Consider the following 24,422-nt stretch of genomic DNA (forward strand, 5'->3'; position numbering starts at 1 on the left):
TTCCTTTTATGTTTTTGTGAGGAGGAACTTACTATGAACCGACGAGATTTTATCAAGGTTGCCGTAGCAGGCTTCGGCACCGTACTCTCCAGCGGTACCGCTATCAATATGCTGAATACAAAGTCTGTACCAGAAACTGCTCCTATAGCAGAGGCAGCTCCGCAGGCTGCTGACGGCAAGCAGAACGTTGTTGTTATCACCGGCAGTCCGCACAGAGCTGGTACCTCTGCCCTGCTGGCTGATAAATTTATTGAAGGAGTGCAGCAAAACGGTCATCATGTCTTCCGTTTCAATGCTGCCTTTGAGGATATTCATCCCTGCCGCGCCTGCAATGCCTGCAACCGTAACGGCAAATGTATTTTAAACGATGCTATTGAGCAAAAGCTCATGCCAGAGCTGCTCAAGGCAGACATCATCGTACTCATCACGCCGCTTTATTATTACGGCATGTCCACGCAGCTCAAAACAGTACTCGACCGCTTCTATTCCCACGTGCGCAGCTTCGACGGCAAAAAATCCTTGCTGCTCACCACCGCCTACAACAGTGCGAACTGGACGTTTGAAGCCCTCATTGAGCATTATCAGACCTTAGTGAAATATATGCAGTGGCAGGATTTAGGCATGGTTCTCGGCTACGGCTGTGGCTCACGCTATAGCATTGAACGCAGTGATTTTCCCAACCAAGCCTTAAAGCTTGGTCAGAGCATCAAATAGGAGGCAGAATATGAATATCGTAGTTTTAACCGGCAGTCCGCATAGAAACGGCACCACCTCTGTTCTTACAGAAGAGTTTATCAAGGGTGCAGAAAGCAAGGGACACAATGTATTCCGCTTCGACGCCGCCTTTCATGACATTCATCCCTGTCAGGGCTGTGACGCCTGCGGCATGAATGGTCCCTGCGTACAGAAGGACGACATCGAAAGTGATTTGATTATGCGCCTCGTCAACGCAGATTTAATCGCGCTCATTACGCCCGTTTATTACTGGCACGTCAGCGCGCAGCTCAAGACCTGCATTGATAGATTTTACGCACGGACAGGACGTATCAGCGGCAAGCAGAGCGTGCTGCTTGCGGCAGCAGGCAGCAATCTGGATTGGACGATGGAGTGCCTGAATAAATATTACGCCACTCTCTCGAGCTATATGCGTTGTCAAAACCGTGGCACAGTGTTCGCGCCCAACTGCAAAACGCGCGCAGAAATTCTCAAGACTAATTATCCGCAGGCAGCCTATGACCTTGGCTATAAGCTATAAAAATGCTTGACCGATAGTTAGATTTCTTTGAACGTTCACTTTTGAACGTTCACTTGATTTGGAGTTCTCTACAACCGTTAAAATAAAAACATATCATTAAAGGAGGTTTTTTCTTATGTTTGGTTTAGGTTTACCAGAATTACTTCTCATTCTCGTTATTGGTTTAATTTTCTTCGGTCCAGGCAAACTGCCGGATATCGGTAAGGCCTTAGGCAAAAGTATGCGTGAGTTCAAGCAGGCCGTAAACGAAGCTGACCCCAGCAAGGAAGCGCTCCCCGCAGCCAAGGCAGAAGAACAAAATGATGATGCCGTACAAGCAAAATAATTATCTGCCTGTCGAAGCGTCGCTCGATAAAGACATGACGCTCACAGAACATCTGGCGGAGCTGCGCAGCTGCCTGCTCAAGGCTCTTGTTGCCCTAGTTATTGGCACTGCTAGCAGCGTCTATCTTTTGCAGGACATCATGGACGTGCTCACAAGCGCTGCGAAGGAGCTGTATTATATGCGCCCTGCCGAAGCCTTCATGATTTATATGAAGGTAGCACTGCTCAGCGGTCTATTGCTTGCTTCGCCCTTCATGCTTTATGAGCTCTACGCCTTCGTCCGCCCGGCGCTGACATGGCGTGAGCGCAAATTCACGCTCATCTGCCTTCCGCTAGCGCTACTGCTCTTTATCGCAGGCATGTTATTTTCTTACAGCTTCGTCTTTCCGCGCGGCCTGGAATTTTTTCTCGGCTTTGCCGCAGGCAAGGTCAATCCGCTGATTTCTATGGAAAGCTACCTGGACTTTCTGCTTATGCTGGTTGTTCCCTTCGGCTTTGCCTTCACCGTGCCTGTGATTCTCACGCTGCTAGCTTATCTGGGCCTCATCAGCTCCAGCCTCTTGATGAAATTCCAGCGCCACGTTATCCTGGTCGCCTGCATCATCGCCGGAGTTATCACGCCCACGCCTGATATTATCACGCAGACTCTGCTCGCCGTGCCGATGATTCTGCTCTATGAGGTGAGCATTGTCATTATCCGCTATCTGCTTAAGCGCTAAGCCTATAGCAGACGTAAGCTATAGTTTTCTAAGACAAGCTTATTGACTTAGAGTTATCTCTAAGTATTACACTAACAAAGGAGCGATCACCAATGCAGAATCCTGCTTATAACCTACGGCGCGTCGCTAGTTATCTTCTCGGCTTTGTGCTCTTTTACGAGCCCTTCATGCTGTTCAACCAGCTTGCGAGCACCTTCTTCGTCGATACAAGCTTCAGCTCTATACACGTGCCCTGCGCCCGCATACCACTGGCAAGCATCGTCACCGGCGATTGGCAGTACGCAAGCCCCATTTCGCTTTTCTTCTGTCTGCTGTTGGCTGTAAGCTCGCTGTGGTTCGGTCCGCTGTTCTGCGGCAGGCTCTGTCCTGCTGGCGCCTTCAGCGAATTTTTAGGCAGCCTGCTGCCAGATAAATATAAAATTGACTGGCCAACGCTCGTGCCTATTCTGCCACTGCGCTACGGCTTTTTTGTCGGCTTTCTCTTTTCTATCTGGCTCGGCTTCGGCCTGCCCTGCATCTACTGTAATTACTATTCCCTGGAAATTTTCGTCAACCTGTTTATCACAGGGCAGCTGCTCAATAGCCTTGCGTCCCTCTTTGCCACCTTCTTTCTGGCAAACATATTCTTCGGCTTATTCACAAAAGGCGGCCGCGGCTATTGTTTGTTGCTCTGCCCTGTTGGTACATATAATTCTTTCTTCCACCTTTTAGGACGATTCGTTCCTGGCGCCTTCAATATTCAGGTACGCAAAGCAGCCTGCGTTGGCTGCACAAAATGCGCACAGGCCTGCCCTATGCGTGCGATAAGCATGCAGGAGCACAAAGCGCAAATTGACAGGCGCCTGTGCATTGCCTGCGGCAAATGCGCGCATAACTGTCCTAAAAAGGCCATCTGCTATCAAAGCAATCTGGGAAAGGAGACTGATGAGCATGGCAAAACAAACTAATAAAGCACTTCTAAGCGACAAGCCGAGCAGCCTTGCTCTTGGTGGCAGCGCAGCTGCAGTCATTCTCCTGCCCCAGGCTATTACAAAAGCTGTACCGCAGCTCTTCACCAGGGTTGCGCCATATACAGCGCAGACCCTGCCTTACTGCACGGGCGTCTGCGGCAGCTGTGGAGGCAGCTGTCTTGGCAGCTTAACCATCATCGCTTTTTTAGCAATGCTAGCTAAAATTAAAGGTAAACACAAGGAGGAACAACCATGAAACGTCGCGACTTTTTAAAACAATCTGTATTTGCTCTGGCAGGCCTCGCCATGCTGTCCTTAGGCTGCGGCTCTGACAAAACAGCCAAGGCTGACGCACTTCAGCCAGAGGTAAAACAATCTACAAACGAAGGAGCATCTCAAGCAATGAATAATAACGGTAAAAAAATTCTCGTAGCATATTTTTCCTGGAGTGGCAACACCAAAGCTGTTGCTGAAGAAATCCATAAGCAGGTCGGCGGCGACATCGTAGAAATCGTTCCGGCAACGCCGTATTCCGAAACCTACAGCGTTACTGTTGCCAAAGCCAAAACTGAGCAGGAAGCCGGTGCACGTCCTGCCATCAGCACCAAAATCGCTGACTTCGAGCAATATGACACCATCTATCTTGGCTATCCGAACTGGTGGGGCAGCATGCCGATGCCTGTGGCAACCTTCATTGACACCTATAAAATGAGCGGTAAAAAGGTTGCGCCCTTCTTCACCCACGGCGGCGGCGGCGTACAACGCTGCATGAGCGACCTCGAAGCAAGAGCACAGGGCGCTAATTTCACCGATTATCTGTGTCTGTCCGGCAGCAGCGCGAAAAACTCCCAAAGTGAAATCACCAGCTGGGTAAAGAAAACGCAAAACTAATAGTTATTAAAGGAGGCACACATGAAACGACGCGATCTCTTTAAAGCAGCCGCTATGACTGCTACAGGCGTAGCCTTAGGCAGCCTGTCCGATATCAATACTACATTTGCAAAGGAAGTAACAAAAATGACAAAAGAACAGTTTTCTACTGTCTTCCCCATGGGCGCAAAAAATGACGCCTATGCACAATATTTCGTAGGACAAAGCTATCTTAACATGCTTTCTCTCGACCAGGTTGTTATTGGTAACGTAACCTTTGAGCCAGGCTGCCGCAACAATTGGCATATTCACCACGCAGACAAAGGTGGCGGCCAGATTCTGCTCGTTACCGGAGGCCGTGGCTACTATCAGGAATGGGGCAAGCCTGCCCGCGAGCTGCATGCTGGTGATGTAGTCAACATCCCCGCCGGAGTTAAGCACTGGCACGGCGCTGCCCCCACCAGCTGGGTTGCGCACCTTGCTATTGAAGTTCCGGGTGAAAACACCAAAAGCGAATGGTGTGAGCCTGTCGATGCAGAGGAATATAACAAGCTGAAGTAAACCATCTGCCATCTTCAGTGATATCTTCCCTCATAAACGGACCAAGTAGCTCCAAACTAATTTACTGAAAGGAGAATCACCAATGAAAGACATCTCAAAAATTATACTCACTGCATTTATTTCATGCACTTTACTTTTAGGAGGCACCACCGCTATGGCACAAACACGTGAAGCAGCAGCAAATACTGCTGCTCAAAGCTTATTCACTAAAAACGATCCTACTGATATTAAAAACGAACCAGAGCTTTCCGCTATCAGCAAAAAGTTTATCTATAACGATATAAATAAGCAGATTAACCTCAGCACCGCCAAACAGGAGCTGCTGACGCTCGTTGTTCTCACCGCCAACAACACACCGGAGGATATTCATGCCCACGTCGAAGGCGCTCTCAGAGCAGGCGCAACGCCGGAGCAGGTACACGAAAGCATCTTCCATTGTACGCCATACGTTGGTCTGCCAAAGGTAAAGACAGCACTGGAACGCGTTGATCAGGTTATGGAAATGCTCAAAATCAAGTCCTGCGCTCCTGCAGGAACAACTACCGATGAAACACGCCACGAAGCAGGCCTTGCCGTACAGCGTGCCATCTTCGGCGCAGAAAACATTGACAAAATGAATGCCAGCGCCCCCGCTGACCAAAAGCATATCAATGACTATCTCAGCGCCAACTGCTTCGGTGATTACTACACACGCAAGGTGCTCGACGTCAAAGAGCGTGAGCTGATCACATTTACAGCAATCGTTACTCTCGGCGGATGCGAACCGCAGGCCAAGGCACACGCCGCCGCCAATATCTCCGTCGGCAACTCCCGTCAGGATTTGCTGGATGCGCTCACCATTGCCCTTCCCTACATCGGCTATCCGCGTACCTTAAATGGGCTTGGCTGTGTAAACGCTGTCGCTCCGAGTAAATAAGTCCCCAAAATTTTCTTGACTTAAACCATACTCCAAGTAGTAAAATATTCTTGATTAATTTACTTAGGAGGTAGCACACATGAAAAGACGCGATTTTCTTAAAGCCGCAGGCGTTGCTGCCGTAGGTTTAGCAGCAGGAGGCACATTAAACTTGGATAAAGCATTTGCACAGGCTCCCGTAGTCGGCAGCCAAAGAGTAATCAAAACAGCAGATGGCGCAGGCTCTCACGCCAAAGTATACTTTACCAAACACATTGATGCAGAGCATCTCATCAAATTATATGACCTAATCAACGAAAGTATTTACGGCAAGGTAGCTATCAAGCTGCACACCGGCGAAAAGCACGGCCCCAACATTCTGCCGCGCGAGTTGGTCAAGGAGCTGCAGCAGCACATCCCTGACAGCACCATCGTAGAAACCAACACCCTCTATGACGGTGACCGCTACACCACCGAAAAGCATCTTGATACCTTAAAGGTTAACGGCTGGACCTTCTGCCCTGTTGATATCATGGACGCAGAAGGCACCATCAATCTGCCTGTACGCCATGGTAAGCACTTTAAGGAAGTATCCATGGGCAAAAACATCGTCAACTACGATTCCATGCTCGTTCTAACGCACTTCAAGGGTCACGCTATGGGCGGCTTCGGCGGCTCTATGAAAAATATCGCTATCGGCTGTGCCGACGGACGCATCGGCAAGGCACAGGTTCACGGCGTAGATAAGGATAATCTGCCTGCAGACTGGAACGTATGGCCGGGCAAAGAGCTGCTCATGGAAAACATGGCAGAATCTGCCAAGGCTACCATTGATTTCTTCGGTAAGCACATCGTTTACATCAATGTCCTGCGCCGCATGTCCGTTGACTGCGACTGCGCCGGCTTAAGCGCTGCTGAGCCGACCATCCCAGATATCGGTATCCTCGCTTCTACCGACATTCTGGCTATCGACCAGGCTTCCGTCGATCTGGTATATGCCAAGGAAAGCAACCATGACCTCGTTGAGCGCATGGAAAGCCGTCACGGCCTGCACCAGCTCACCGCTATGCGCGAGCTGAAAATGGGCAATGACAAATATGAACTGATTGAGCTTGATTAACCGTAATTAAAAAGGCTGTCGCACTACGATGATGCGACAGCCTTTTTGCTTATTTGGTTAATTTCACTTCGTCAAACTGCTTGCCATCCGGCAAAAAAGCTTTAAAATCCAGACTTTTCTCATCGGCCGTCAGCGTCATATAGTTGGCAGTTTCCGGCTTCGGTGCTGTTGCCGCATCCCACTCAAAATCTCCCCACAGCTTAGGATAGCGCACATCGCCGGCCACACCTGTCAGAATATAGGTAATACCGCTTCCCTGCGGTGCAGGCGCAAAGTTCTGCAGCGGCACGCGACGGCGATATGTATGCAGATGCGCCGTCAGCACCGCATCCACCTTGTATTTTTCAAACACAGGCATCAGCTGATAGCTGAAATCAAGAAACTGTGTCTTGGTCTGCGCTCTGCCGGACTCCGGCCCAAAGCCGTAGAGAAAGATATCGCGGTGCATCAAAGCAACCTTCCACAGTGCCTTGCTCGCCGCCAAATCCTTTTCCAGCCATTGCAGCTCATCTGCCAGCAGATCAGGCTGAAAATTTTTCATCTCCGGAAAGTTGGTATCAAGCACCACAAAATGCACAGAACCATAATCAAAACTATAAAACTGATTAGGATACTTAGCCAAGCCGTTTTGCGGCACATTGAACAAATGCGTATAGCTTGCAGGCAGGCATTCCTTCCACTCCAAACTGTACGCCTCATGATTGCCAAGGAGTGGTGCCAGCGGCACAGCATCACTGAACACGCTCACGCTGTTGAACCAGGCGCGCCATTGGCTTGCATCCTGTCCGTTGTCCACCAAATCACCCATATTCACGTAAAACGCACTCTCCTGATGACGCTTGTACGCTTCACGCGCCAGCTGCTGCCAGCCACTGTAATTGGCGCTTTGCGAATCTGGGAAGATTAAGGCAGTAAAGCCTGCACCGCTTTCCGTCTGCAGCTTGTGCCAACGCCCTTTATTCTGCGCTGTGTTGATGCGGTATTCATAAGCACTTCCCGGCACCAGGCCGCTAAGACGCGCAGTATATTGAATAATACTGTTCTTATCCGTGAAGCTGCTGTCTGTTGCCTGCACTGCCTTGATATCCTTGCTGCCTTTTAAACGATATTCCAGCGTATAAGGCTGCTTAACCTTCGCTTCCCACATAATCGTGCGAGCTGTTTTATTATCCGCAGCCACAAGCTGACGCGGATTGGTAATGGCAACGGCGGTATCACTGCCCTGCACTTCGCTGTCAGCGTTTTTTGCGCAGCCGCTTAGGGCTGCCATCACTATAAGGCACAATATAAAAAATAAAAGCTTAATTTTCTTGTTCATGCTCTGCATCCTTTCATGTTGCTTTATTTTAGTATAGCATAACACCTGGAGTCCGGTCGAAGTCAAGAGCAAAAGAAAACAGCTACCCTCTTGCGAAAGTAGCTGCTCGTTTTTTAGGTTCTTTGTCAAGTTTTGGGGTGTTCAAGACTTTAACATCATAGACCTAGACAATACATAATTATTTTTGCAATTCAACTAGCCTCTGGTATATCTATATCGGAGGCTAGTTTTGTTTTTTGTTTTGTAATAAGAAATAGTTATCCTAATGCATTTTCACAATATTTTATTGCAGATACAGTATTCTGTTACGAAACCTATCGAAATTCTGCACACCATAGCTGATTCGCTTCAATACTTTGATTTTATTATTGCTTCCTTCGATAAACCCGTTAGAAACTCTTTCGCCAATTATATTTGCGATTTCAGTTTTCCAATTACTAAAAGTCGTAATGCAATGCCTAAATTCAGGAAGTGATAAATCCGCAGCCAACAATAACCACTTTCCCAGTTCTTTTTTTGCTTCAGTTCTTGTTTGTTTCCTGAATACTTCATAAAAACGTTCTTTCAAAACATATGCTTTTTCTAGATCGTAGGATGAGTTAAGCATCCGAGCTAACTCTATTTTATCTTCATCTGTCAGTTTGTATCCCGGCTTAAGCAAAAGATAACGACTTCGCTTGAACCATTTTCTTTTTGTTGCATGAAATTCTTTCTGGATGCGTTTTCTAACGTTTTCCAGGCTGTTTATGACTACTCTGATAACATGAAACTTATCTGCTACTATCTTGGCTTCTGGAAACATGGTCTTGGCAACAGACCTGAACAAAGTACTTAGGTCCATAACTATTTTCTTGACTGCAGCACGTTCTTTATATGGATATTCTAAGAAATGTTTACAAAGATTCTCCGTATTGCGACTCGGCAGGATATCTATTACTTGATGTTTTACAGGATCTGCAATATTGCACTGGAATTTTTCACCACCGGCATTGCCTCTGAATTCATCTATTGCTATGCATTCCGGCAATTTGGGGTGAGGGAAATTGAGCTTGTCGAACCATCTTATTATACTGGTTACAGATACTCCAAATCTTTTAGCTATTGATGAAAAGCTCTGCAAGCAGAAAGTTTCTTTGATTGATTCAAGATAAAGCCTGTCTGGAAAATGGCAATATCTTTTTATATATGGATTTTCTTCAGTAAAAGTAGTATTGCAGTTTTTGCAAACATAACGTCTTTTTCTTATTGTGACAATTAACGGCTTGCCTAAAACAACCAAATCTCTGACCGTTTGAAGTCTGTAATCCTTAATATAAGTAGTACTATTACCACAGTGAGGACAACGATGTTCTTTCACAGGCATCTCTATAAAGGCTTTATATGATCCTGTTGATTCATCTTCCTCAAAGTATTTTGTGTTTACCCCTTTAAAAAAAGGAATGGATTGTGTATAATTGTCATGAAGCATAAGGTGTCTGGTCTCCTTTGTAGATTGTATTGTTTTGGTCGATGATATTTTACTACAATTCCAGCATTTTATGCTTTATTTTTTTGTCTAAAAAAATAAGTGCTGGAAGTATTGACCTAATCTAGGTCAATACCCCAACACTTATTATAGAACCGTTTTTTATGTTATCTTATTTTAGAATGTCACAGGTGTGCCATAGTAAGCGCACAGTAGAACCTCTTTCATCTGCTCCTTATCAATCTTACGCGGATTAGAACCGGTGCACGGGTCAAGCACAGCATTGGCTGCGATTGCGTTGGCATGCTCATTCAGCACTTCTTCACTGACACCGTTTTCCTTATAGGTCTGCGCAATATCCAGCTTTTTATTCAAAGCCTTAATCGAATCTACAAGAGCATTCGTCAGCTGCTCGTCCGTTTTGCCGGGCAGGCCGATGTGCCGTGCAATGGCAGCGTAACGCTCAGCGCATTCCTTAGCATTAAATTCAATAACCGACGGCAGCAGAATCGCGTTGCAGCAGCCATGCGGAATATGGAATACAGCGCCCGTCTTATGCGCCAGGCTATGAGCAATGCCCAGCAGCGCATTAGAAAAGGCCATGCCTGCCATACATTGTGCAATATGCATCTTTTCACGAGCTGCTTTATCGCCATAATAGCTGGCAACAAGGCTGTCATAAATATCGCTGATTGCCTGTAGCGCCAATGCATCAGAAAAATTGCTGCGAGCTGTAGCAACATATGCCTCAATAGCATGCGTCAGTGCATCCATACCTGTATGCGCAGTCAGCTTCTTAGGCATAGTCAGCGGAATATCTGTATCGAGAATTGCGATATCCGGCGTAATCTCAAAATCTGCCAGAGGATATTTAATATCTGTTTTATAATCAGTAATTACCGAAAAGGCTGTTACCTCGGTTGCTGTACCGCTGGTAGATGGAATAGCTACAAAAATAGCCTTGTTACGCAACGTCGGAATGGTAAACGGATCTTTGATATCCTCAAAGGTTTTTTCCGGATGCTCATAGAAAACCCACATGGCCTTAGCCGCATCAATCGGAGAACCGCCGCCAATCGCTACAATTACATCAGGCTCAAAGCTGCGCATGGCTTCAGCACCACGGAATACAGTTTCAATTGACGGGTCAGGCTCAATGCCTTCAAACAGCTGTGTCTCCATGCCAATGTCATGCAGCGCATCCTCAACCTTTTGCAAAAAACCGCCACGCTTCATAGAGCTGCCGCCAGTGAAAATCATTGCTTTTTTGTGCCCTTTAAGCACCTTCAGCTCACTGATTGCACCGGCACCATAATAAATATCACGCGGTAAAGTAAATCTTGCCATAATGCGCACCTCCTAATTATACACTTAAGAAATTTGTATTTCTTATTAGTATATTATATCACTTTTTGACATTATGTAGGTGACAAAGTTGAGAAATTTTGCTACTAAACGTACAGTTATAGTGTATGTATGTAAAAACAGCAGCCCTGTCTCACAAAGAGTCGGAGCTGCTGTTTTCGTATATGAGATGAAGATGAGTGTGATGAGCTTAATTAAAATTCAAACTCTGCGGAAAGCATGAAGGAACGCGGCATATTGAGCATGAATTTATTATTCTGACCAGCTTGCGCAATCCAATGGCTATCATTAGCAACATTATAGCAGGCTGCAACAAATCTAACCGGCACACCATTAATCTTAGCCTTATGACTTGCAAACAAGTCCAGAGTAACATGAGAAGGAATATCCAGCTCTTCTTTATTTCCCTTTACATATTTGCCAACACCAACATAGCTCAGTCTTCCGGTAAAGCTAGTGTCTTCATCAGGCTTGTATTCTAAGCCCCAAACGCTACTCCACTCAGCCGAACCCATTACATGGCAGCCATCATATTTTCCGTTAGCTGTTTTTTCTTGGCGTGCATCAAGCCATTCAAAGCCACCAAAAGCATTCCATTTATCTGCAAACGAAGCATTCAAGCTGAAGTCAACGCCCTTATAACGGTTTAAACCATTATTAGTCAGCCACAACTTGCCAGCAGCATCCTTTACATCCATAGTCTGAGGCTGCTTCATGTCAAAATATGCCAATGTCATCATCAGATTATCATTTGCTTTATATTTTACACCAACTTCAGCATTGCTATTACGAACAGACGGTAAGATTTCGCCATCATTCTCATAAATTTTCTTACCAGCTGTAACAACTGCTGTACCACGGTTTCTTGAATTTGCTTTAGCTGCATAAATTGATAAATCATCAGTCGGTGCATAGGATAAGCCAAAGGTTGTTGCCCAATTATTATCTTTAACATTATTTTTCTGCTGATTCTTGGTTGTACCACGTACATAATCACCATGACGATGTGACGCAGCAGCCAAGAGTGTCAGCTTGCCAACCTCAACCTTATCCATAAAGTTCAGACTTACATCTGTTTCTTCATGCTGTAAATTCTTCGTTAATGTTGAAGAAATATCCCCTTGGTAAACCCACGGATTTAAAATAATTCCATCATAAATACTACTGCCAGGCTTAAAAGTACCAGAAGGCTTACCAGTAGCAGGATTTATAGCATCAACGCCTCTTTTATACATTTTGCGATGCGAGCGATCAACAGATACAGCATAGTTATGCTTAGCCATGCCAGTCATAAAATCGCCCTTTAAGCCAGTCTGTAAATATTGGTTACGAATATGAATAAAATCAGACCATACTGCAGTATCTGAAGCAATACTACCATCATCTAAAATATCAATTTCACCATCGTAAATATAACGACGCATAACAGATTGGTTAGCACCAGCATTAACAAACCAGTTTACATGCTCGCCCAGTTTTTTCTGATGATTGAGTGTCAGCATATAACCATTGGTATCCTGATGCATCAAGCTAGGATCGTCAAAGCTCTTGCTAGCATCCGGAGCATCAGGAATTTTTGTTGGATCTCCCGTCAATAAGAAACGACGTTCTGTACCCATAAGCTTCTGGTCATAATAACCGCCAAAAACGTTGGTTTTAGTCGTCTCGCCTTCATAGCTGATGTTAGCAAATAAATTCTTCTTGCGCTGGCCTGCACCAGAAATAGCCAAACCGCCATCATCATATTGGCCATAAATTCTTACACCAATATTGCGGTCTTTGCCAAAGCGTTGGCTGATATCAAGATATTCGCCATAATCGCCATAACCAGCAAAAGTCTGCGTATATTTGATGAAATCATCCTCACCAGCACGCTTAGTATTCAAGTAAATAGCACCTGGAGTTGCACCAGTCAGCGGTCCAGCCTGATAAGAGGGAGTTGAACCATTGATAGTAGAAGCAGGACCAATTAAAGCATCAATACTGCCTACTGTATGTGTTATAGGACCAGTAGCCATAATAAAGAAACCAGGAATATTATTTACATAATAAGATGCGGCATTCGTGCATACGCCACGAATAGAAAAATCTGTTTTAATCGGGGAAGTGCCCGTGCGAATTGCAGGCACGTTAGAAAGAACAGTATCCAGATCCTGATTCGGCATCGCCATCTTGCTTACAGTTTCTTCAGTGATACTTTGAACAGTGAACGGTGCCTTAATAATCTCTGTTTCACCTAAAAGACCTACTCTGGAGGAATCATTGTTAAAGCCACCGGGTAACGGAGTTTTGTGGTTACGGGAGCTTTCAACAACCATCTCATCCAAGTTGAACGTTTCAATGGTTTCTGCACTTACAGGAGCTGCACTCACGCCAAGAATCAGTGAGCACATAATACTGCTTAAAAGCATTTTTTTTCTTTTCGACATTCTGATACACCTCTTAATCATCAACTTTATAAAATTTATATGTGAGAGTGAAACAATAAGCTAGTAGGGAATGCAAATAGTTCTTTGCTGCTCCGGCAAATACAGGAGCTTTATTTTCAGCTTATAAATTTCCTCTAACGCCGACTCTGTTAATACATCTCGCACATCGCCAACCTCAAGTCCATCGGGCTTTAAAATTGCTGTCTTACTGCCAAGGTAAAAAGCCTGATCAGGCATGTGTGTTGTTAAAATAACAGCTATTCCTCTTTGTGACAGCTTCTGTACCATTTGCAGTACACGAAACTGATTACCATAATCAAGATGGTTGGTCGGCTCATCCATAATAACCAGCTGCGGCTGCTGAACAATAGCACGGGCAATAACAGCCTGTCGTTGCTGTCCGCCGCTCAAAGTATTAAAGGAACGGTTACGCAAATGATAAATGCCTAAATCATTCAACACTTCATCTGTCATATCGTAATCCTTTTGTTTAGGCTTAGTAAATACACCAAGATGCGGCGCTCTTCCCATAACAACATAATCACGCACCAGAAATGAGTAAGCAGTATTTTGTACCTGAGGTACATAACCAATCTGTTCCGTAAACTCTTTCTGATTTTCGTAAGGGGTATATTCATCACCTTCATCTGTAATAAGACGCACATCACCGCCAGCCAAAGGTTTATAAAATCCTATCAAAGTACGCAACAGTGTTGTTTTGCCAATACCATTGCTGCCTAAAATCGTCATAATCTCACCCTTGTTAAGAGTAAAGCTGACATTCTGCCATAAAGGTGACTGCTCATTATAGGCAAATGCTAAATTATTTACAATTAACTTCATGATAACGCCAACCTTTGTCTTAATAAGAGATAGAAATAAAACGGAGCACCAATCAGACCAGTAAGAATACTCAATGGTATTTCCGCACTCATCGACGCACGTGAAATCGTATCAACAGCCAGCAGGAAAAAAGCTCCCAAAACAATAGCTAAAGGCAGCAGGCGTTGGTTATTGGGGCCCACAAGCATTCTGGAAAAATGCGGAATAACAAGACCAACCCAGCCGATGGTACCGCTAATGCAAACTGAGCAAGCTGTTAAAACAGTTGCGCAGAGAATAATCGCATAGCGCAGCCAGCCGGCGTCACGTCCCAGCATATGTACCTCTTCATCGGAAAGCGTCAGGATATTCATCCGCCAGCGAATCACCAGCATAAACAACAGACAAACTAAAATCGGTACCCCACTGGAAATAATATTATCCCAAGTTACGCTAACTAAGGAGCCAAGCTGCCAATAGGTAATTTCCGGCAGTTGCGTTTCGCTGTCTGCAAGGTATTTTATAATACCCAACAACGCATTCATCAGACCAGAAACTATAAGGCCGGATAAAACAAGCATAACTATCGAATTTTTACCGATAATACGCGGAATAATAACAGCGCAGGCTACAGCCAGCATACCACCGCCAAAAGCTCCCATCTGGATAAAGGTACTGCCTAAGCCCAACAATATGCAAAGCGATGCACCCACGCAGGCACCGGATGATACACCAAGCATATCCGGAGCTACAAGCGGGTTTTTAAAAACACTCTGATAGGCAGCACCGGAAAGCGACAACGCTGCTCCAATCAAAATTGCTGCCAGGACACGAGGCAGACGCAGCGTGTAAATAACGCTCGCTGCCTGATCACTCCAGCTTTGCTCTAAAGGCACAACATAGGAGCACAAGATTTTAAAGACATCAACAGGCGCAATATAAAGACGTCCCATACCTAGGCTCACTACCACCATCAATAACAGTAATATACTGAAAACAAGCATGATTACTGCATAATTTGATTTACTTGCTTCCATTTGCATCAAAACAACGCCTTGCTGTTTTTATTAGCTTCATCAGCAAAAATTTGCGCCATATCTGCTTCTGAAATATTGTAGTGCATAAAATCCTCATAGAATTTTTTTGCATCTGCACGCACATCAAGTTCCTTAAATAATTCAGGCTGCAGCACGTGTGCCAGCCATTCCATCATGAGCGGTGTTTCTACGCCCGGAGCATCCCAGCGGTAAATGCCCATAGGCACCTTATACACGCGTTTTTCCTTAACTGCTTTCACCGTACTCCAATCCTGACCGGGAATTTTATTATCATACAAATCGTCAGGTACAAATTTATCAAAATTACTCAGCAAAATAATATCCGGATTCAGTTTATATACCTCTTCCATGGCAATAGTCTGCTCACTGCTGCCGCTTAACGCAATCTGATCATAGGGATTTTCTCCACCGCCAATACGGATAGCTTCATGCATGAAATTATCATTACCCTGCAAGCGCAGCTTGGCATTACGCAGGAACAAAACAGTTGGCTTATCGGTCTTTTCCCATGCTTTTTTCGCAATTATTTTTTTATTAGTTGTATCGTAATATTCGTTAAGCTTTGCAGCTCGTTCTTCTTTTCCTAAAAGCTTGCCAATAATTAAAAAGCTTTTCTTCAAGTTTTCTACGGTATCATTGTAAATCAGTAATGTCGGAATCCCAACCTTAGTCAGCTTTTCCGCATCCTTATCCTGATATTGCCACAAAATTGCAGTATCTACACCAGCCTGAGCTGCACTTTCAAGGTTAACAGAAAAATTTTGCGCAATAATTTTAGTATCTAATTGCGCGAAATGCTTATCCTTTGTTTCCAAAAACTTACCTTTATAAGCTGACATTGCGCCGCCATGAATTGCCGCCAAGCGCTCAGAACTGCCATCGATAGCATAAATAACACTAGCCCAAGGAATAGGCACAACAGCAATACGCTTCACATCCTGCGGTACGCTTACTTCTCTGCCCTTCAAATCCGTAACTATTTTCGTTGCCTGCTTGGTATCTGGCTTTTTATCGGCATTATTACCACACCCTGCCAACGCTCCCACTAAAGCTAACGCAGCCAACGCAGCAGCAGTCAATTTTTTCCAATTTTTCATTAAAAAGCTCCTTTCGCTTCAATTAAACTCATACTCAAAATTTATTTCACAAGCAGTTTAAGCTGTTCAGCCATATTCTTGCCCAAAGCGCCGCTGCCGACAGTACAAGCACTGCGTCCGGAAATAACACCCCATGGCAACGGTATATGCTTTTTCTTCCCTGCTCCGATAGAACTCATTACATCTGCTAATAGTGTATCGGCAAACACAATATCTGCATCTTCCCACAAATCCTGCAAAGCTGTTAAGCTATCTGCAATAATCAGCCATTTATCAGCACCAGGAGCTTTACGGTATAGCTTACGGCTGTCGACGCCAGTACATATTGTCGCCAGCTGTATATGCTGAAAGCCTTCATGCCATAGTGCATGTGCCAATCCCATAGTCTGCATAGGATCACCTATAAATAACAGCTTGCGTTTATCAGTTTCCTGTATGCTGTAGTTATGAATGCATAACCGGCGTATCTCATTATTTTCTGAGTTGCACAGCTCCTGCACATTTTTCCGCCACATCTTCATAGCATGTTCTCCTACAGGACATGACAGCAGCAGCGGTACAGCATATTTTTCATTCAGCACACGAGCGGCTGGTATACCGGCCGTTGATACTACCCAGCATAACGCAGGTTTGCCACCAGCCTTTTCACCAACGAAACGCGGCTCATAGCCTAAACTTCTAATATAAGCAAAGCACTCCGCATATTGCTCTTTTTCGCCGCAAAGAAGCGGACTGTATCCCAGAATCAGTATCTCACGGGCAGGCTTTACATATAGCTCCTGCTCTTCCTCCACTAAAAGCTCCTGCGCACAGCTTACGCCATACACAGCATCATTAAATCCGTCCATATTAAAGCTTCGTGTTTTTAAATTATTTTCCATTGAATTTGCCACCCAATTACCGTCAAAGCCAATAAAAGCTGCTACTGCAGAGCTGATAAGATTCAACGATTTATATTTTCCGTCTGACATCAGTTCACTGCACTGCTTAACACAATTATCTTCTATACCATAAATAAAATCCTGCTTTTTTGTTTCCAGAACATATACTCCCTGCGTTTGCTCCAGTAAATCACCATCGCGCAGACAAGCCCGGCAACCGCTGGGCGCTACCAAGACCTTTGCCTCATTTGCAGGCAAAGTGTCTATAACACCGGCAACATCTGTAGCTAAAGGCGGCAGCTGATACAGGTTATGACTTATGCACCCCTTTTCTTCTGGCAGCTCAGCCATAAACTCGTAAACAGGCTTAAAATGCCTTATATCCATCTTGCCCAACGGTCCACGAAAGAAGTAGCGTACCATAATACCGGTTGCTTCAGAAAGACTGCTCTCCAGATAATCAAAATCAAGTCTTGTCAATATATCCAGACAGTTCAAATACAGTACCACAACCTGTACACCATGCACCGCTGCAGCCCGTTTGATAACGCGCGTAATTTTTTCTTCGGCAGTTCCCATAGTATAATCATCAGCTGTTGTATGACAAAACATAAGCTGCTGCAGCTTGCCCTGCTCTACGGCACGATAATAAAGCTCTCGCAAGCATGGACCGGAACCGGCGGCAACTAACATTATGTCTTTTCTCTGCCACAAAACATCAGAGGGAGGTTTTGGCATATTAAACTCCATAGTCTTGATTGGCTTCATTACTTTCACTTCTTTCGTGCTATTTTCTATTAACATTCTATCACATTTGCATTGTTAATAATAATTGATGTTACTAAAGCCTTGATTCAATTATATTGAACCAAGGCTCCGTTCCTTAAAAAATTTTAAACTGTCAATCTGCTACCCTTTTATATTGTTCCAACAGCTGAAAAAATAATTTCAACGGCGGACTCAGCCATTTATCTTTGCGATAGGCATATACCGCATGAATCGGCTCAAACTTTTTATCTATAGGAATTTCTACCAGTACATCTTTATCCAATTCCTCTTGAATAGTAAATTTGGGCAAAAAGCATATACCCATATCATTCTTCACTAAATTTTTTATCGTCTGCGTACCGCGAATTTCAATTGTCGGTCCCATAGTAAAATTTTTGCTTTTAATATATTCATCGAATCTTTTACGCACCCTGCCTGCTGCAGGCTGGCAAATACGTGCCAACGAACTGAAATCCTGATTAGGCGTAATAAAATCGCTGTACAGCTTTTTGATTTTTGGTGAAGCAAACATCACGAAATCAAAATCTTTATATGGTACAACCTTTATCGTAGCATCATCTACGGGCAAATCATAGAAAATCCCAATATCAGTTTTATTTTCTCTTATGGCCCTATACACCGAGGTACTGGTCATAGAATCAAGGTAAATATGCACACGCGGCGCCTGCTTACGAAATTCGCGCAAAATCTTCGGCAGATGGAAGCACAGAAGCGATTCCGGCGCAGCAATACGTATATCTCCCTGGCACTCTTCAATAACACTGCGAAAGCTTTTCATATTATTTACAGACTGCAGTACATTTTCTACATAAGGCACCAGTTCCTGTCCCGCTTTAGTCAAAACCATATGCCTGCCTGCTTTTTCGAAAAGCTGCACACCAAGCTCCTTCTCCAGCTGACTAACATGAAACGTAATCGTTGACTGCGTATAGCATAATTTTTCCGCTGCTTTATTAAAGCCCCCGGCTTCTACAATAGTGTGAAAGGTATTAATATAACGTAAATCCATACTTCCTCCAAAACGATACCAGTGCTCATCAAAAAATTTATAGCAACAAGCTATTCATTGCGTTATTTATATTATACAGTCTTTCCTCATATATAACAACAAGCAGCTGCCTTTAGGCGAAACACTTCACCTAAAGGCAGCTGCTTATTGTTATCTTACTTTAATATATCACTGTTTCCCCATCTTCCGGAATCACATAATTACCAACACCACGGCGTACAAGCGCACCCCGCATTTGGCTACGTGTAATCGAAGCATGAGCAACATTATCGAAATGTGTCAGATACAGCTTTGCTTCCGGCAATATCTGATGTACGCAATCCACATCTTCATCATTCATTATCAGCCTGCCATAATCACGCAGCTCCGCAGCGCAGGCATTAAGCATAATTACTTCCGGTTGATAATTTGCCAAAGTTTTACGCACGCCATCAAACCAAATCGTATCTCCGGCAACGTATAGAACCTTTTCCTGCTCTGCTTTAAATATTACACCACAAGCATCAGACGATGGCTTTATCGTGCCATGCAAAGCTGGTGTTTTATATAAGGTTATATCTGCAAACTTAACCCCATCATTTTTCAGGATACGTACATTCTGAAAACCTGAAGCTTTTAAGGCCTGCGCATCATCTTCATTTTGCACAAAAATTGGCTTATTATGCTCCAAAACATCACCCAAAGTGCCCTTCTGCATATTGATATCTATATGATCAGGGTGCAGATGCGTTACAATATAAGCATCTACTCCACTTAAAATGCTTTCTACCGTTTCCGGCAACGCAAAAAGCGGCATTGGTATTTTCGCCTTTACCGGGTCAACAGCCATGTAAGGATTTCCCGGCATACTATCGAAACAACCTAAACCATATTGCTCCACAAGCCAAGGATCTAAAAGAAAAGTTTTGCCACCATAAAAAATTTTATTCGTCGCACTGCGAATTTGCTTGATTTTCATTTTGTTCCTCCTTTAATTTTTATTCTATTATAGATGTAAATTCACTGCAGCAAAAGAAAAAACTTAGTTCTTTACCGCAACCAATAAGTTGCGGTAAAATAAGATTGAGGTGAAAAAGCAATGCAGCCAAAGCAATTACAATATTTTATCACAGCCTATGCAACAAAAAATATCCAACGAGCAGCAGAAAAACTTTTCGTGTCTCGTCAAGGAATAAGTAAAACAATTCGTGAGCTGGAACAGGAATTAGGCGCAGACTTATTCTTACGCTCATCAAAAGGCTTAGAGCCAACGGATTTTGCCGAAGCATTATTCCCCCATGCCAAAAAGTTGCTCGATGAATATAACTACATAACAGGCCTGAACACCTTGGCAAAGCAAAAGGAAAATGTTATCACCATCTACGCGCTTGATAACATCGTAAAATATTTAACAGCAGAATTTTTCTTTGACTTTCGCAAATTATATCCGAATATTATTCTCAGCATTATCGAAAGCACCGATGAGGCCGCTCTCAACGCCTTGCTTGCCCGCAATGCAGATTTCGCTATTACTACAGATCCGTTGGACAGCACAAATTTTACACTTACACCCATATTTTATACGCATTATTGCATAGCACTTTCTGCTGGCCATCCTTTAGCTGCTAAAGAAAGAATCAGCTATCAGGATCTTCAAAATCAAAAAATAATCAGTAAAGGAAGATCCTTCCGTTGTTTTCGCGACAATATGGAAAAATATGTTCTTGGTAATGGTCTGAATGTAGATATTTTTGCGGAAATCACCGATATTGACGTTGCTCTGGATTTAGTAAAGGAAAGCAACGTAATCTATCTGGGCTATGACTACATTGCTGCAATGCAAAGACATCCTGATATCAGATGGAAGATGCTTGATGCTGAAGTAAGCGGTCAGAACATGTATATTGCAGGTCTGAAAAATACTCTGCCGCGCAAGGTGTGCCGTGATTTGCAAAATTTTTTATTGGCATGGCTGTCCATACACAACAAAGATAAAATTATTTTGTAACCTCATTTCAATAAAGACGAACTTGCTGCAGCTTTCCGGCACCACGTTTTTATTCATAAGGCCTTAAGCTACTACCTGCAAAATACGTTTATTTTTACTTTGCGCCGAATCTACCATCGGCGTAAAAACTCCTGGCATAAATATTCTCCTTCACAGAAATATAGTTTATTATACTTTTTCATGCAAGAAATCCTAATTGCTCAAAAGATTTCTATCTGCAATTACAGTATTTTTATCATAAACTATAATATGACTTATTGCTTAAAAAATAAAATTGTAAAAAGCTTACAGAGGTACTGTTTTTCAATGCTGTTTTTGCTATAATATAGAGTGAAGCTATCGCATGCTGTTATTTTAAACAAGGTATCATAAGGAGGAGACCATATGAGCTTAAAAATAATTACTAAGCGTTGCAAGGGCTGTGGTATTTGTGCGGCCTTCTGCCCGAAAAAAGTTCTGGCAGTCAGCGAAGTCGGCAAAGTCGAAGCCGTCGCTGAAGAAAATTGCATCAAATGCGGACAATGCGAAATGCGTTGCCCCGACTATGCTATCTTTGTAGATAAATAAAAAGGAGTGAGGTAACCCATGTCAAGAATCCTGCTGTTACAAGGTAACCAAGCGGTTGTTGAGGGTGCGATTGCTGCCGGTGTAAAATTTTATGGCGGCTATCCTATCACCCCTTCTACCGAAATTGCTGAACAATTAGCTCTGCGTCTGCCGCAGGTTGGCGGTAAATTTATGCAGACTGAAGACGAAATCGCCGGTCTCGGCACTGTTATCGGTGCATCTATGGCCGGTAAAAAGGCTATGACCGCAACCAGCGGCCCGGGCTTCTCCCTGAAACAGGAAATGCTCGGCCTCGCCTGCAGCGCCGAAATCCCCTGCGTTATCGTTAACGTACAGCGTGTAGGCCCCGCAACCGGCCAACCGACCTCCCCCGCACAGGGCGAGGTTATGCAAACCCGTTGGGGCACCCACGGTGACCACTGGCTGATTACCGTTTCTCCGTCCAGTGTTCCCGAATGCTTCGACCTGACTTTGCGTGCAGTAGCATTGAGCGAAAAATATCGTTGCCCGGTTATTCTCCTGATGGACGAGGTTATCGGCCATATGCGCGAGAAAATCGAGCTTCCCGACACCTATGATGAAATTCCGCAGGCAGAACGCAAGCGCCCGACCTGCGCACCCGAAGATTATCTGGCTTACGGCTGCGAAGAAGGCTCCAAGGTTCCTGCTATGGCAGACTTCGGCAGCGGTTACCGCTGGCACGTATCCGGTCTGGTACACGACGAAACCGGTTTCCCGAAGGGCACCGGTGAAGCAACCCGCACCTCTCAGGACCGCCTGCGCACTAAATTAGAAGATAACTTAGACGACATCGTACAAGTAGAAAACTATCGTATGGAAGATGCGGAATTTGCTGTTGTAGCCTTCGGCGGCGCTGCCCGCACTGCTTATGAAGCAGTTGATATGGCACGCAAGGAAGGCCTGAAGGTTGGCTTCGTCCGCCCGATTACCATCTGGCCGTTTGCCGAAAAGCAAATGCAGGAGCTGGCAGGCAAGGTTAAAGGCATCCTCGTACACGAGCTGAACTGCGGCCAGTACGTTCTGGAAGTTGAACGCGCTGTAGCAGGCAAGGTTCCTGTAAGCCTGTACGCTAAATACGATAACGAATCTGCTACTCCGGCAGAACTGTTAGCTGAAATCAAAAAGGCTATGGCCTAACGGATGAGAGGAGAAAAAACGATGAGTGAAATGGAAAATTTAATCAATAAATATTTCCGCCCGGGCCGTCTGCCTCACATCTGGTGCCCCGGCTGCGGCAACGGCGTTATCACCGGCGCCATTGTAAAAGCAATTGATAAGCAAGGTCTGGCAAAAGACGACGTTGCAGTAATCAGCGGTATCGGCTGCTCCAGCCGTTCCTCCGGTTATTTGGACTTCAACACCGCCAACACCCTGCACGGCCGTGCTCTGCCGATTGCTACCGGTGTAAAAATGGCTAACCCTGCACTGAACGTTATCGTTTGCAGCGGTGACGGTGACTGCACCGCTATCGGCGGCAACCATCTGATTCATGCAGCACGCCGCAATATCGATTTAACTCTGGTTGTTTTCAACAACAGCATTTACGGTATGACCGGCGGTCAGTATTCTCCGATGACCCCGATTCATTCCAAAGCAACCACCGCTCCGTACTACACTGTTGAACCGAGCTTCAATCTGCTCGACCTGGCAAAGGCTGCCGGTGCAACCTATGTAGCACGCGCAACCACCTACCATGTTCCCGTACTGGTTGATGTTATCGCTAAGGGCATTGCTCACAAGGGCTTCTCTATCATCGAAGCTGTCAGCGCTTGCCCGATTTCCTTCGGCCGTCAGAACAAGATGGGCGGGCCTGCTCAGATGATGGCTTGGCAGCGTGACCATGGCGTTATGAAGGCTGTTTGGGACCGCATGGATGAAGAGAAAAAGGCAGAAGCAATTGCTGCCGGCAAATTCCCCATCGGCGTTCTCTACGAAAACAACGACGTTATGGAATACACCAAGGCATATGACCAAATTATTCAACGTGCACAGGAGGGTAAATAATTATGAGACATAGCTTTCGTTTCTCCGGTACCGGTGGTCAGGGCCTGATCACTGCTGGTATTATTTTAGCCGAAGCTTCCCTCTTAGACGACAAGCTGGCTGTACAATCCCAATCCTACGGCCCGGAAGCCCGTGGCGGCTCCTCCAAGGCCGAGGCTATCATCAGCGATGAGCCCATTTATTTCAGCCGTGTTATCTGCCCGGATACTCTGCTGGTAATGAGCCAGGAGGCTGCCAACAAATTCATTGCCGACTGCGATGAGCATACCACCGTTATTACCGATACTCTTTTCGTAACTGATGTTCCCGGCAAGTACGGTAAACGTGTTGACCTGCCAATCACCCACACTGCCAACACTGTTTGCGGCAAGACTCTGTTTGCGAACATCGTTGCTCTGGGCGCAGTTGTTGCACTCACCAAATGCGTTTCCAAAGAAGCAATTCTCAAGGCTGTACTGAACCGCGTTCCGAAAGGAACCGAAGAAGCTAATACCAAGGCTCTCGAAGCAGGTATGGCACTGATTCAAAAATAAAATCTGACCTATAACAATTAAAGCTGTTGCTTTCGGCATTCACGCCGGAGGCAGCAGCTTCTTTTGTGTGCAAAAGTTTCTTATATACTAGAAACTCTTGTGTTTTTTGTAAAAAGTTTCTTGTATACTGGAAACTCTTGCTTCTTTGGTTAAAAGTTTCTAGTACACTGGAAACTCTTGCATTATTTTTTGTTTCGGCATTCACGCTGAAGGCAGTATCTTTTTAATTTTTTGCGAGCTAATTATGCAAAATGTCATGCAAATGCCACAAACTTACGCTATAATATACAAGTACAATAGGCTTTTAACTTCAAGGAAACGAGGAAACTAGTGTGAAACAACATCTTTAGCTGCGTACATTGTCGTAGATTGATTTTTGGCGC

25 protein-coding genes are annotated in these 24,422 nt (G+C 44.8%); 15 read left to right on the forward strand and 10 right to left on the reverse strand.

The window, feature by feature from the left end:
• Nucleotides 1–33: 33 nt before the first annotated feature.
• The 10 genes from Q0612_RS06870 (at nucleotide 34) to Q0612_RS06915 (ending at nucleotide 6,694) form a co-directional block, all read left to right on the forward strand.
• A complete protein-coding gene (locus Q0612_RS06870; RefSeq protein WP_298882479.1) occupies nucleotides 34–714 on the forward strand; it encodes a flavodoxin family protein in 681 nt (226 codons plus the stop codon).
• A 10-nt stretch (nucleotides 715–724) separates the two neighbouring features.
• A complete protein-coding gene (locus Q0612_RS06875) occupies nucleotides 725–1,255 on the forward strand; it encodes a flavodoxin family protein (protein ID WP_298882480.1) in 531 nt (176 codons plus the stop codon).
• Between the two features lie 115 nt (nucleotides 1,256–1,370).
• Entirely contained in the window at nucleotides 1,371–1,580 is a 210-nt protein-coding gene (gene tatA, locus Q0612_RS06880) for a twin-arginine translocase TatA/TatE family subunit (RefSeq protein ID WP_298882481.1), read from the forward strand.
• Complete coding sequence (gene tatC, locus Q0612_RS06885; protein ID WP_298882482.1) at nucleotides 1,555–2,298, forward strand: twin-arginine translocase subunit TatC; 744 nt, start codon at nucleotides 1,555–1,557, stop codon at nucleotides 2,296–2,298. The genes tatA and tatC overlap by 26 nt, the downstream gene beginning before the upstream one ends.
• 92 nt (nucleotides 2,299–2,390) lie before the next feature.
• Complete coding sequence (locus Q0612_RS06890; protein WP_298882485.1) at nucleotides 2,391–3,245, forward strand: 4Fe-4S dicluster domain-containing protein; 855 nt, start codon at nucleotides 2,391–2,393, stop codon at nucleotides 3,243–3,245.
• Nucleotides 3,229–3,504, forward strand: coding sequence for a hypothetical protein (locus Q0612_RS06895; protein WP_298882488.1), 276 nt, complete (start codon nucleotides 3,229–3,231; stop codon nucleotides 3,502–3,504). Before Q0612_RS06890 ends, Q0612_RS06895 begins: the two co-directional genes overlap by 17 nt.
• Nucleotides 3,501–4,139 (forward strand): flavodoxin, encoded by a 639-nt coding sequence (locus Q0612_RS06900; RefSeq protein ID WP_298882491.1) that lies wholly within the window; start codon nucleotides 3,501–3,503, stop codon nucleotides 4,137–4,139. The genes Q0612_RS06895 and Q0612_RS06900 overlap by 4 nt, the downstream gene beginning before the upstream one ends.
• 126 nt (nucleotides 4,140–4,265) lie before the next feature.
• Entirely contained in the window at nucleotides 4,266–4,679 is a 414-nt protein-coding gene (locus Q0612_RS06905) for a cupin domain-containing protein (protein WP_298882540.1), read from the forward strand.
• Nucleotides 4,680–4,833: 154 nt separating this feature from the next.
• Nucleotides 4,834–5,595, forward strand: a complete 762-nt coding sequence (locus tag Q0612_RS06910; protein WP_298882494.1) for a carboxymuconolactone decarboxylase family protein — start codon at nucleotides 4,834–4,836, stop codon at nucleotides 5,593–5,595.
• A gap of 79 nt (nucleotides 5,596–5,674) precedes the next feature.
• Nucleotides 5,675–6,694 carry a DUF362 domain-containing protein gene (locus Q0612_RS06915; RefSeq protein WP_298882497.1) on the forward strand — a complete coding sequence of 340 codons (1,020 nt, stop codon included), beginning with the start codon at nucleotides 5,675–5,677 and terminating at the stop codon, nucleotides 6,692–6,694.
• Between the two features lie 49 nt (nucleotides 6,695–6,743).
• Here Q0612_RS06915 and Q0612_RS06920 read toward each other — a convergent pair whose 3' ends face one another.
• The 10 genes from Q0612_RS06920 to Q0612_RS06965 all read right to left on the reverse strand — a co-directional run bounded on the left by Q0612_RS06920 (nucleotide 6,744) and on the right by Q0612_RS06965 (nucleotide 19,885).
• Nucleotides 6,744–8,012, reverse strand: coding sequence for a metallophosphoesterase family protein (locus Q0612_RS06920; RefSeq protein ID WP_298882499.1), 1,269 nt, complete (start codon nucleotides 8,010–8,012; stop codon nucleotides 6,744–6,746).
• A gap of 283 nt (nucleotides 8,013–8,295) precedes the next feature.
• Nucleotides 8,296–9,480, reverse strand: a complete 1,185-nt coding sequence (locus Q0612_RS06925) for an ISL3 family transposase (RefSeq protein ID WP_298882500.1) — start codon at nucleotides 9,478–9,480, stop codon at nucleotides 8,296–8,298.
• Nucleotides 9,481–9,654: 174 nt separating this feature from the next.
• Nucleotides 9,655–10,824, reverse strand: a complete 1,170-nt coding sequence (locus tag Q0612_RS06930) for an iron-containing alcohol dehydrogenase (protein ID WP_298882503.1) — start codon at nucleotides 10,822–10,824, stop codon at nucleotides 9,655–9,657.
• 212 nt (nucleotides 10,825–11,036) lie between these two features.
• Nucleotides 11,037–13,271 carry a TonB-dependent siderophore receptor gene (locus Q0612_RS06935; protein ID WP_298882506.1) on the reverse strand — a complete coding sequence of 745 codons (2,235 nt, stop codon included), beginning with the start codon at nucleotides 13,269–13,271 and terminating at the stop codon, nucleotides 11,037–11,039.
• A 60-nt stretch (nucleotides 13,272–13,331) separates the two neighbouring features.
• Complete coding sequence (locus tag Q0612_RS06940; protein ID WP_298882509.1) at nucleotides 13,332–14,114, reverse strand: ABC transporter ATP-binding protein; 783 nt, start codon at nucleotides 14,112–14,114, stop codon at nucleotides 13,332–13,334.
• Nucleotides 14,111–15,136 (reverse strand): iron ABC transporter permease, encoded by a 1,026-nt coding sequence (locus tag Q0612_RS06945; protein ID WP_298882512.1) that lies wholly within the window; start codon nucleotides 15,134–15,136, stop codon nucleotides 14,111–14,113. The genes Q0612_RS06940 and Q0612_RS06945 overlap by 4 nt, the downstream gene beginning before the upstream one ends.
• A complete protein-coding gene (locus tag Q0612_RS06950) occupies nucleotides 15,136–16,248 on the reverse strand; it encodes an ABC transporter substrate-binding protein (RefSeq protein ID WP_298882515.1) in 1,113 nt (370 codons plus the stop codon). The genes Q0612_RS06945 and Q0612_RS06950 overlap by 1 nt, the downstream gene beginning before the upstream one ends.
• 41 nt (nucleotides 16,249–16,289) lie before the next feature.
• The gene (locus tag Q0612_RS06955; RefSeq protein ID WP_298882520.1) at nucleotides 16,290–17,897 is read right to left on the reverse strand and encodes a nitrogenase component 1; all 1,608 of its coding nucleotides are present in this window, start codon (nucleotides 17,895–17,897) and stop codon (nucleotides 16,290–16,292) included.
• Nucleotides 17,898–18,030: 133 nt separating this feature from the next.
• Nucleotides 18,031–18,927 (reverse strand): LysR family transcriptional regulator, encoded by an 897-nt coding sequence (locus tag Q0612_RS06960; RefSeq protein WP_298882522.1) that lies wholly within the window; start codon nucleotides 18,925–18,927, stop codon nucleotides 18,031–18,033.
• 160 nt (nucleotides 18,928–19,087) lie between these two features.
• The gene (locus Q0612_RS06965; protein ID WP_298882524.1) at nucleotides 19,088–19,885 is read right to left on the reverse strand and encodes an MBL fold metallo-hydrolase; all 798 of its coding nucleotides are present in this window, start codon (nucleotides 19,883–19,885) and stop codon (nucleotides 19,088–19,090) included.
• Between the two features lie 120 nt (nucleotides 19,886–20,005).
• Between Q0612_RS06965 and Q0612_RS06970 the strand changes: the two genes are divergently transcribed.
• The 5 genes from Q0612_RS06970 (at nucleotide 20,006) to Q0612_RS06990 (ending at nucleotide 24,039) form a co-directional block, all read left to right on the forward strand.
• Entirely contained in the window at nucleotides 20,006–20,914 is a 909-nt protein-coding gene (locus tag Q0612_RS06970; RefSeq protein WP_298882526.1) for a LysR family transcriptional regulator, read from the forward strand.
• Between the two features lie 384 nt (nucleotides 20,915–21,298).
• On the forward strand, nucleotides 21,299–21,481 hold the full coding sequence (locus tag Q0612_RS06975) for a 4Fe-4S binding protein (RefSeq protein WP_009146451.1): 183 nt from the start codon (nucleotides 21,299–21,301) through the stop codon (nucleotides 21,479–21,481).
• A gap of 18 nt (nucleotides 21,482–21,499) precedes the next feature.
• The gene (locus Q0612_RS06980) at nucleotides 21,500–22,639 is read left to right on the forward strand and encodes a 2-oxoacid:acceptor oxidoreductase subunit alpha (protein WP_210685424.1); all 1,140 of its coding nucleotides are present in this window, start codon (nucleotides 21,500–21,502) and stop codon (nucleotides 22,637–22,639) included.
• A 30-nt stretch (nucleotides 22,640–22,669) separates the two neighbouring features.
• Entirely contained in the window at nucleotides 22,670–23,506 is an 837-nt protein-coding gene (locus tag Q0612_RS06985; protein ID WP_363316396.1) for a thiamine pyrophosphate-dependent enzyme, read from the forward strand.
• Between the two features lie 2 nt (nucleotides 23,507–23,508).
• A complete protein-coding gene (locus Q0612_RS06990) occupies nucleotides 23,509–24,039 on the forward strand; it encodes a 2-oxoacid:acceptor oxidoreductase family protein (protein WP_298882537.1) in 531 nt (176 codons plus the stop codon).
• Nucleotides 24,040–24,422 lie beyond the last annotated feature (383 nt).

The organism is uncultured Phascolarctobacterium sp., from assembly GCF_937920985.1.
Lineage (GTDB): Bacteria > Bacillota > Negativicutes > Acidaminococcales > Acidaminococcaceae > Phascolarctobacterium_A.